9 protein-coding genes are annotated in these 9,949 nt (G+C 34.0%); 7 read left to right on the forward strand and 2 right to left on the reverse strand.

Annotated features, from left to right (window positions below):
* The first annotated feature begins 263 nt into the window (after positions 1 to 263).
* The 5 genes from EKG35_RS19560 to EKG35_RS19580 all read left to right on the forward strand — a co-directional run bounded on the left by EKG35_RS19560 (position 264) and on the right by EKG35_RS19580 (position 4,590).
* Positions 264 to 821, forward strand: coding sequence for a hypothetical protein (locus tag EKG35_RS19560; protein ID WP_126296222.1), 558 nt, complete (start codon positions 264 to 266; stop codon positions 819 to 821).
* Positions 822 to 945: 124 nt separating this feature from the next.
* Entirely contained in the window at positions 946 to 2,088 is a 1,143-nt protein-coding gene (locus EKG35_RS19565) for an acyl-CoA dehydrogenase family protein (RefSeq protein WP_126296223.1), read from the forward strand.
* 146 nt (positions 2,089 to 2,234) lie between these two features.
* Entirely contained in the window at positions 2,235 to 2,603 is a 369-nt protein-coding gene (locus tag EKG35_RS19570) for a c-type cytochrome (protein WP_126296224.1), read from the forward strand.
* Between the two features lie 171 nt (positions 2,604 to 2,774).
* Positions 2,775 to 3,482 carry a tRNA (adenine(22)-N(1))-methyltransferase gene (locus EKG35_RS19575; protein WP_126296225.1) on the forward strand — a complete coding sequence of 236 codons (708 nt, stop codon included), beginning with the start codon at positions 2,775 to 2,777 and terminating at the stop codon, positions 3,480 to 3,482.
* Entirely contained in the window at positions 3,469 to 4,590 is a 1,122-nt protein-coding gene (locus tag EKG35_RS19580; protein ID WP_126296226.1) for a Nif3-like dinuclear metal center hexameric protein, read from the forward strand. Before EKG35_RS19575 ends, EKG35_RS19580 begins: the two co-directional genes overlap by 14 nt.
* Positions 4,591 to 4,769: 179 nt before the next feature.
* Here EKG35_RS19580 and EKG35_RS19585 read toward each other — a convergent pair whose 3' ends face one another.
* Positions 4,770 to 6,023 (reverse strand): dicarboxylate/amino acid:cation symporter, encoded by a 1,254-nt coding sequence (locus EKG35_RS19585; RefSeq protein ID WP_126296227.1) that lies wholly within the window; start codon positions 6,021 to 6,023, stop codon positions 4,770 to 4,772.
* A gap of 282 nt (positions 6,024 to 6,305) precedes the next feature.
* Positions 6,306 to 7,367 carry a DctP family TRAP transporter solute-binding subunit gene (locus EKG35_RS19590; protein WP_126296228.1) on the reverse strand — a complete coding sequence of 354 codons (1,062 nt, stop codon included), beginning with the start codon at positions 7,365 to 7,367 and terminating at the stop codon, positions 6,306 to 6,308.
* Between the two features lie 94 nt (positions 7,368 to 7,461).
* On the opposite strand from EKG35_RS19590, the gene EKG35_RS19595 reads away from it, so the two are divergent.
* Together EKG35_RS19595 and EKG35_RS19600 are read left to right on the forward strand one after the other, a co-directional pair.
* A complete protein-coding gene (locus tag EKG35_RS19595; protein WP_126296229.1) occupies positions 7,462 to 9,060 on the forward strand; it encodes an ATP-binding protein in 1,599 nt (532 codons plus the stop codon).
* Between the two features lie 15 nt (positions 9,061 to 9,075).
* Positions 9,076 to 9,777 carry a response regulator gene (locus tag EKG35_RS19600; RefSeq protein ID WP_126296230.1) on the forward strand — a complete coding sequence of 234 codons (702 nt, stop codon included), beginning with the start codon at positions 9,076 to 9,078 and terminating at the stop codon, positions 9,775 to 9,777.
* Positions 9,778 to 9,949: the final 172 nt, after the last annotated feature.

The following is a 9,949-nucleotide window of genomic DNA, read 5'->3' on the forward strand; positions in this document are numbered from 1 at the left end:
ATGAACACTTTAAAGCGAAAATTTTATTAAATAATTTATATAAGAAAATTGGGGTTCATTTAGGATAATCGGGGTGCCGTGTAATATCACTTCACCCCAACATTTGACATAGAACCAAAATTATCGAAAATAAAATTGAAGTTGGCTTACATAAAAAAGTAATTCTAAAGCTTGAGTAATACTTTCTATGGATGTGTTTTCATGATTATTAAGTTAAAATATAAATATACATACAATATTAAACAATTTTGGAGAAAAAGCTTATGCCAAATCCGCGAAAAAAAATAATTTTAAATGAAATACTATTTTGGAAACAAAATAAACTATTACCTGATCAATATTGCGACTTTTTAATGACACTTTATTCAGAAGGCAATGAGCTTGAGTTGGAGGAAGAAGTAAGTTATAAAAAAGCCGTTAAAGCAAAAGAAAAGCGAAATAATAATATTTTTCTTATTAGTATTAGCATCATTATAATCCTACTTGTTCTTGGGCTATTTATGACAACAGAATTTGTATGGCTCATCGTATTATTTGTTGGCATTATTGCTCTTGTACTTATGTTAAGCGCCTTTACGTTTGCAAAAAAACATGGCTTAATTGCACCTGTTTTACAAATAGCAGCTGCTCTCTTAATATTCGCTCTTTCAGTTAAAATTAGCCTTGAATATTTTGCAAATAATACTGTCGTTTTATTTTCATTGCTAATTTCAAACTGTGTAATTTGGTTAATAACTGGATTAAAATTGAAATTATTATATTTTACCTTATCGGGTTCTTTAGGTCTTGTAATTTTAATCGGATATCAATTTCTATACTAAAATAATATTTCGTTATCGTTTGTATTAAATCATTTCAATGGTCGCTCCAATAAAAAGCTAATTTTTCATCACTTACAAGAATATATCTATGATGATATGGAAAATTTCGAAATGGGGTGTCCAGATGAATTTTGATTTAACTGAAGAACAAAAGATGCTTTATAAAATGATAAGAGAATTTGCTGAGGAAGTTGTTGCTCCTGGTGCAATAGAAAGAGATCGCACAAAAACATTTCCGATTGACGTGTTTAAACAACTTTCTGAAATGGGTATTATGGGATTACCGTTTCCAGAAAAATACGGTGGAGCTGGAGCTGATACTATTAGTTTCACTATTGTCACTGAACAGTTAAGCAGAGCCTGCGCATCTACCGGTATAACTTATTCTGCCCATATCTCTTTAGGTGGTGCACCAATTCATTTATTTGGCACAAAAGAACAAAAAGAAAAATATTTAATTCCAATTTGCACAGGAGAATCTTTTGGAGCATTCGGCTTGACTGAACCGAATGCTGGCTCTGATGCTGGAGGAACAGAAACGAAAGCGCAACTACAAGATGGTCACTTTACCATCAATGGCACGAAAATTTTTATAACCAATGCTAGCTTCGCTAAGCATCTAGCATTAACAGCTATTACAGGAGTTGAGGACGGTAAAAAAGAAATAAGTGCAATTATCGTTCCAACAGATTGTGAAGGATTTACTATTAACTGTCCATATGAAAAAATGGGTTTAAATGCTTCAAATACAACAGAACTTATATTAGAAGATGTGAAAGTTCCTGAGGAAAACTTACTCGGAAAAAGAGGCAACGGCTTTAAACAGTTTTTAACAACTTTAGATGGTGGAAGAATAGGAATTGCTGCAATGGCTGTAGGAATAGCGCAGGCAGCTTTTGACAAAGCTCTTGCCTATTCTAAACAAAGAAAACAATTTGGGAAAGCCTTATCTGATTTTCAAGCCACACAATTTAAACTCGCAGATATGGCAGTAAAAATTGAACTTGCAAGGAATATGGTGTATAAAGCTGCATGGTTGAAAGATGAGGGAAGAGTTTTCAGTAAGGAAGCATCGATTGCAAAATACTATGCTTCAGAAGTAGCGATGGAAATTTGCGACGAAGCAATACAAATTCATGGTGGATATGGGTATATGAAAGAGTTTGAAGTGGAAAGATATTTAAGGGATGCAAAGTTGTTAGAAATAGGTGAAGGAACGTCCGAAGTACAAAAATTAGTAATTGCCCGCCAAATTTTACAACTTTGACTTAATATTGTCGAATTTGTTACAAACCTCATAAAAGATGTCGTTTAGGGCTTTTCGTTTTTCGGATAATGCAGTACAATAATGATTGTTGACTAGATTCTATATTAATAGATGTAGAAGAATGAAACTAAAAGGGAGGGTAACCTATGAAAAACAATCCAATTATTCCTTATATTCTTATCATGGCATTCGGTATCGGACTCATCTTTTTCATGTCATTAGAAGGTGTAGGAAATAAAGAAGAAATTGCGCAACATGGTGAAGAGGGTACTACTGAAGAAGAAGGCGGCGGCGCTACTGCTGAAGGTGCTGGCGGTGAACAATTAGTTAGCACATGTATCGGCTGTCACGGTGGTGACTTAACTGGTGGTATGGGGCCAAGCCTTGTTGATAAAGATGCTGAACATATTGTTGATGTTTTAGTAAACGGTATCGAAGGCACTCCAATGACTCCAGGTATGAAAACTCCAGAGGAAGCTCAAGCAATCGCTGACTATATTACTTCATTACAATAATATTTTCTCAATCCTTAGCCGTTAGACGACTAAGGATTTATTTTTTTTCGGATAGGAAAGTATAAGTTTATGGATATCCACATAAGTAAGCATTGATTTTCGCATGATTTTCGACAAATCGTGTTTTTTTAATATAATATAATCGACAAATATAGAAAAAGGCGGTAATTTATGAACGCGCAAAAGTTATCAAAACGTTTAGAAGCGGTAGCATCATTTGTTCCAACTGGGGCGGTAGTAGCCGATATAGGGAGCGACCATGCATACTTGCCGTGCTATTTGATTCATCATGAAATTATTAATAAAGCGGTTGCAGGTGAAGTGGTAAAAGGTCCGTATGAATCAGCAGTTCGTCAAGTGAAATCAGAAGGTTTGGATAAACAAATCTCAGTTCGTCTTGCTGATGGACTAAAAGCAATTGAAGAGCAAGATAAAGTAGATACGATTACAATTGCTGGCATGGGTGGACCTTTAATTGTTTCAATATTAGAAAAGGATCCACAGGCATTAAAACACGTTACACGTCTTATTCTTCAACCTAATATCCATGCAAAGACTATTCGGCAATGGGCCTTAAAAAATGGATGGGCGATTTTAGATGAAGTGATACTAGAGGAGGATGGAAAAATCTATGAAATCCTCGTACTGCAAAAGGGAGTAATGACATTAACGGAAGCTGAGATACTGTTAGGCAAATTTTTAATCGCTGAGAGATCAAAGGTATTTATAGAAAAGTGGTCAAGGGAAATCGAAAATTGGAAGCGAGTTTTAGCATCAATACAAGACGCAGAGCAAACATCCGAAATTGTTGCAAAAAGAGGAGAGCTATTGCATTTAATAGGACTTGTTGAGGAGGTATTAAATAATGAAAACCGCTAATGGACAAGAAATCATCCAACTGTTTGAGAGCTGGTCGCCTAAAAAAATTGCCTGCATGGAAAATGACCCTATTGGACTTGCTATCGGTACATTAAATAAACCGATATCCAAAGTGCTTGTAACACTCGATGTAAATGAACAAGTTGCTGATGAAGCTATTGCAAAAGGGTGTGAACTAATTATTGCCCATCACCCTCCAATTTTCCGTAAATTGTCAAATATTCGAACAGATACACCTGCGGGAAAATTATATGAAAAGTTAATAAAAAATGATATCGCGGTTTATGCAGCTCATACGAATTTGGATGTTGCAGAAGGCGGTGTAAACGATTTATTAGCAGATGCACTGCAGCTTGAAAACCGTCAAATACTAGAAAAGACGTATCATGAAAATTTAATGAAGCTGGCAGTTTTTGTACCTGATGATTATGCAGAAAAGGTTCGTTTTGCATTAGCAAAAGCGGGAGCTGGACATATTGGAAATTATGATTCATGCAGCTTTTCAACAAATGGTCAAGGGCGATTTAGAGCACTTGAAGGGGCAGATCCTTTTATCGGCAATATTGGAGAAATGGAAAAAACGGATGAAGAAAAAATTGAAGTTGTTTTTCCGCACTCTTTAAAAAACAAAATTTTAAAAGAGATGCTAAACGCTCATCCATACGAGGAACCAGCATATGATTTATATACACTTGCAGTTGAAACGAATGAAATGGGTTTAGGACGCGTTGGAACTTTAAAACAACCAATGACATTAGAACAGTTTGCACAACACGTTAAAACTCAATTAGACGTACCATGTGTTCGTGTAGTTGGTAATGTGGCAACAATGGTTTCCAAAGTAGCGGTCGTCGGCGGGGATGGCAATAAATATATCTATGCTGCTAAAAGGGCTGGGGCAGATGTTTTTGTAACAGGAGATATGTATTTCCACGTTGCACAAGATGCACAAAGTATCGGGTTAAACATTGTAGATCCAGGTCATCACGTTGAAAAAGTTATGATAAAAGGTGTTGCTGAAAAAATGACAACACTATGTGAAAGTGCAAAAATATCTGTTCAATTTATACAATCTGAAATTAATACAGAACCTTTTATTTTTATTTAAGACTAAATTGGGATTTATGAGCAGTTTTTATTATAAGCCTTAAGAGTAGGTACATGTCTTTTGTGCGATTTTCTGAAATTTATGTGCGATTTTTCAAGGTTTATGTGCGAAATTAATACCGGATTAGCAGTGACCACAAAAAAGCACAATTCAGATCATAATCTGAATTGTGCTTTTTCTTAATTTGAATGTGCCGCCATTACTTTCTCGTTTACTGATTCGTCAAATTCTTTTTCTGATTTCGAAACAACAACAGTTGCAACACCATTACCAATTAAATTAGTCACAGCGCGGGCTTCTGACATAAAGCGGTCAACACCAATTAATAATGCGATACCTTCAACAGGAATCATTGGGAAAGCCGCAAGCGTTGCAGCTAAAGTAATGAAACCTGAACCTGTTACACCAGCTGCACCCTTTGAAGTAATCATTAAAATACCAAGAAGAGTGATTACTTGAATCCATGTTAAATCTACACCGTAAGCTTGTGCGATAAATAAGGCAGCCATTGATAAGTAAATAGCCGTACCGTCAAGGTTAAATGAATAGCCAGTTGGAACAACCAAACCAACTACCTGTTTAGAACATCCGAATCTTTCTAATTTACGCATCATTGAAGGTAATGCAGATTCAGATGAAGACGTACCAATTACTAAGAAAATTTCATCTTTAATATAGGCAATAAATTTAAAAATATTGAATCCGTAGAATTTAGCAATAGATCCTAAAATAACAATAATGAATATAGCCATTGTTAGGTAAACAGAAGCCATTAATAAACCTAGGTTACCTAATGATTCTAATCCAAAGTTGCCAATTGTATATGCCATAGCACCAAAAGCACCAATTGGCGAGAATTTCATTACCATTCCAACGATTTTAAAGAATATTTCTGAAACCTGTTCAAATAATTGAATAACTGGTTTTGATTTTTCCCCTAATGAAGCTGCTGCTAAACCGAATAATACAGCTGCAAATAATGTAGGTAATAATTCACCATTAGCAAGTGCTCCGATAAAGTTATCAGGTATAATACTTGAAATGAAAGCTCCAATACCATGTTCAGATTCTGCTGCAGCAGTCGTATATTGTGAAATATCTGACTCGCCAGCATGTGAAGTATCTAAGCCACTACCAGCATGAATAATAAGTGCAACTGCAATACCAATTGCTAAAGCGATTGTAGACACAATCTCAAAATAGATTAATGCCTTACCACCGATTTTACCAACTTTCTTCATATCTCCCATGCTGCCGATACCGATAACAACAGTTAAGAAGATAATAGGAGCAATTAACATTTTAATTAATTTAATAAATAAGTCTGCTAATATTTTTAAACCTGCTCCGAATTCAGGCCAGATTGCTCCGACAATAATACCTAAAATGATAGCAGTTATAACTTGAACTGTTAAATTTTTAAATATTTTCATTTCTATCCATCCTCCTTATTTCCTTGCTGCGAAAAATAATGTTATCGCTTTCATTGAAACTATCATAACTGATAGTTTTCAGAAAAAGCTGTTTAGTTTTTAAAGTTTATATCGTTCATTTCGTTCAATATCATGCGACTGCATTTGAAAATGTTATAATATCAAGCTTTCAACTGTTATATTACTGCTTTAGAAGGGGTGATTTTTGTTATAGTACAAAATAAAAGTGACATAAAAAATACTGCCTAATTAAAATAGGCAGTTAAATTTTGTTCATTTAGTTCATTTGGATAGAAAAGTATCTTTATTTAGTTCATGTAATAATTCATCTAAATACTCACCATTTACTTCATTATTATATATTTCATAAATTGGTTGTAATTTGGCTTGCCATTGATGTTTATGCGCATCGGTCAATTCATAAATTTGAATCGAGTCATCCATTTCAAGCAGCTTCAGGTTTTCCGTATTTATTTTTTCTGCTTGGTCGTATTGCCATTGCTGCATTTCTTCAAGTGATTCTATGATGATCTCTTGGATTTGTTCATCCAAGCTATTCCAAAAATCTTCATTCATCATCACTGCATAGCAAAGTATTCCATGGTTCGAAAGAGTAATATGATTTTCCATCGTGTGAAATTGTTTAGAGTATATATTTGATATAGTATTTTCTTGTGCATCAATGATTTTATTTTCCAGGTCATAATATACATCACCGAATGAGGAAGCATAAGGCTCTGCACCGAGCAATCTAAATTGCTGTCTTAGTATACTGCTAGGCATCATTCGAATGCGTTCTCCTTCAAAATCTTCAACTTCAGTAATTGGTTGATTTGAAGCAATCTGTTTAAAGCCATTGCTCCAAAACGTTAACCCCTTTATATTCATTAATTCTAATTCATCTAGTAATTTTTTACTAAGTGGTCCACTTAAGACTCTTTTTAATTCATCATTATTTTCTATGATAAAAGGTAAATCAAGAACTTGCCAATTTGGTAGAGAGTTTGTCATCTTAGAGAAAGTAGGTGCTATCATTTGGATTTCATTATTTAATAGAGCTTCTACTTCATTATTATCGCTATACAACATTCCATTTGGATACACTTGTACAACAACACGACCATTGCTTTTCTTTTCCACAAGCTCAGCAAATTTTTCTGCAGCCATCCCTTTTGGTGTATTCTCTGCTACAACATGACTAAAATGGATAGTGATTTGATCTTTTAAACCTATTTGTTCATCATCATAAGGCATTTCAGATGTTGAAAAAATATTTTGACGATACCCGAATAGTACGATTAATATAATGATGGTAATAAAGGAACCAGTTAGAAAGTATTTCATAGACTTCACCACAAGATTATCAGATTTAATATATATTTCATTATAAACAGAAGTAAAAGGAAGTAACAATTTATTAATGATAGGGAGGATGAAAATGAAAAAACAAAGACTATCTGTGAATGGTAAAATAATGTTTTTAACATTTTTCATCATTGCCTTTTCATTTTTAGTGGCAGGTACATTTGTAATGGGGAGTTTATTAAAGGAAAATGAAGAAAATATCGGCCAAAACGCAATGCTTGTTGCCCGAACTGTCGCATACTTGCCCGAAATAAAAACTAATTTGCAGAGTGAAGATGTTGCAGAAGCATCCCAAAATATAAACAATATTATTGAAGAAATACGCTATATTAATAAAGCGGATTATATCGTCATTATGAATATGGACCGTGTGAAATATTCTCATCCTTCAAAAGAACAGATTGGTGAAATTAGTAAATCTACGGATATCAATGCTGCATTTGCTGAGAATTACTATTTATCTAAAGCACAGGGTGCGGAAGGAACAATGATTCGTGCATTTGTTCCGATTATGAATAATCATAATAAGCAAATTGGAGTAGTCGTGGTTGGCTTCTCATTACCATCCTTTATCCAAATAGTGGCTGATTATAAAAATGAAATAATTATTACGATTGGAATATCAATCCTCTTTAGTATATGGGGTGCCCATACATTAGGGCGGCATATTAAGAAGCAGATGTTTGGATTAGAGCCTCATGAAATATCGAAAATGTATGTCGAAAGAACTGAAACATTTAACGCCATGCATGAAGGAATTATTGCAATTGATAAAGATTTTAATATTACAATCTTTAATAAAAAGGCGAGTGAACTTTTAGGAGTTGCTGGTGATCCCGCTAAAAATATAGGTAAAAATATTTTCGATGTATTGCCCGATACAAGATTACCGGAGATTGTCATATCCGGGCAGCCAGTTTATGATCAGGAACTCTACGTAAATAACCATAGTATTATTAGTAATCGAATCCCGATTATTGTTAATGGCAAAAAAGTAGGAGCACTTGCAGTATTTAAAGATTTAACCGAATTTAAACAGCTGGCGGAAGAACTTACTGGAGTTAAAGCGTTTGTACAAGCGTTACGTGTACAAACACATGAGTATAAAAATAAACTTCATACAATTGCAGGACTTCTACATTTAGGCCATACAAAACAAGCTTTACAATATTTATCACAAGTAAAAGATGAACATGATAGTGTAACGAAATTTTTAAATGAAAGAATTTATAATGAAAATATATCTGGTTTACTTTTAAGTAAAATAAGCAGAGGCAAGGAATTGGGAATAACAGTAACGATTGATAAAGAGAGCAGGTTTACAAAATTTCCTGCAAAACTTGATCACCATGACTTTGTTGTTTTATTTGGAAATTTAATCGAAAATGCCTTTGATTCGTTAGTTGCTGTTGATAAAAAAGAGAAAGAGATTACTATTTCAATTGATGATAATGATGGAATATTGGCGATATTAGTAAGTGACAACGGAATAGGAATGTCCGAGGAAGTGCAATCTCACATTTTTGAAAGCGGATTTTCTACAAAGGCAAAGGAAAATAGAGGGATTGGTCTATTTTTAGTAAACGAAATTGTAAATAAAGGAAACGGTACGATTGAAGTCATAAGTGAACAACATAAAGGGACGACATTTATTATTACATTTGAAATATAGTTAGGGGAGTAAAAGTTGGATAAAATTAAAGTACTACTTGTAGAAGATGACCCTATGGTAAGAGAAGTGAATAGGCAATTTATTGAACGGGTTGATGACTTCCAAGTGATTGCGATGAGCAGTAATGGGGTGGAAGGATATAAAAAAATCGTTGAATTAAAGCCCGATTTAGTAATTATGGATATTTTTATGCCAGAGCAGGATGGTCTCAATACACTTCGGAAAATTCGTTCAAATAACTTGCCGGTAGATGTTATTACAGTAACTGCCGCTAATGATATGCAGACTATTCAGCAAATTTTACATCTTGGTGTATATGATTATATTATGAAGCCATTTACCTTTGAACGTATTCAACAAACATTGTTAAATTATTATAAATTTAAGTTAAAGACAAAAGATGTGCAGGATTTAACCCAAAAGGAACTGGATGAAATGATTCACCCCTATTTAGTAGAAATAGATGAAGCTGTTGAAAGTAACACAGTTCTAATGACAGACTTGCCGAAAGGATTTAATCGTTCGACTTTAGATAAAGTGCTGAAATTTGTAAAAGATTCAAAAGATGGCGCATCTGCAGATGAGGTTGCTGCCGGAATCGGCGTTGCGCGGGTGACAGCACGACGTTATTTAGATTTTCTCGAAAAGCACAATTTCATTAAAGTTGATGTACACTATGGTGGAGTAGGTAGACCTATAAATCAATATTTTGTTTAAGTATTAAGAGTCTTTCCAGAGAATAAAATCTGTGAATAGACTCTTTATTTTAGGCTCTATAATATTTGTTGGGGTTTGAAAAAATTTCATAAATAAAAAAGCACGTAATCACCGATTTCTATATACTTGAATTGTCTAGAAACAAGCAATGAAAGGTGATACGTGCAAATGA

It is taken from the genome of Lysinibacillus telephonicus, assembly GCF_003966145.1.
Taxonomy (GTDB): Bacteria; Bacillota; Bacilli; order Bacillales_A; family Planococcaceae; genus Ureibacillus; species Ureibacillus telephonicus.

Bases quoted from the DNA above. Each gene is read 5' to 3' on its own strand.
- EKG35_RS19560 (WP_126296222.1), top strand. From the start codon at position 264: ATGCCAAATCCGCGAAAAAAAATAATTTTAAATGAAATACTATTTTGG.
- EKG35_RS19565 (WP_126296223.1), top strand. From the start codon at position 946: ATGAATTTTGATTTAACTGAAGAACAAAAGATGCTTTATAAAATGATA.
- EKG35_RS19570 (WP_126296224.1), top strand. From the start codon at position 2,235: ATGAAAAACAATCCAATTATTCCTTATATTCTTATCATGGCATTCGGT.
- EKG35_RS19575 (WP_126296225.1), top strand. From the start codon at position 2,775: ATGAACGCGCAAAAGTTATCAAAACGTTTAGAAGCGGTAGCATCATTT.
- EKG35_RS19580 (WP_126296226.1), top strand. From the start codon at position 3,469: ATGAAAACCGCTAATGGACAAGAAATCATCCAACTGTTTGAGAGCTGG.
- EKG35_RS19585 (WP_126296227.1), bottom strand. From the start codon at position 6,023: ATGAAAATATTTAAAAATTTAACAGTTCAAGTTATAACTGCTATCATT.
- EKG35_RS19590 (WP_126296228.1), bottom strand. From the start codon at position 7,367: ATGAAATACTTTCTAACTGGTTCCTTTATTACCATCATTATATTAATC.
- EKG35_RS19595 (WP_126296229.1), top strand. From the start codon at position 7,462: ATGAAAAAACAAAGACTATCTGTGAATGGTAAAATAATGTTTTTAACA.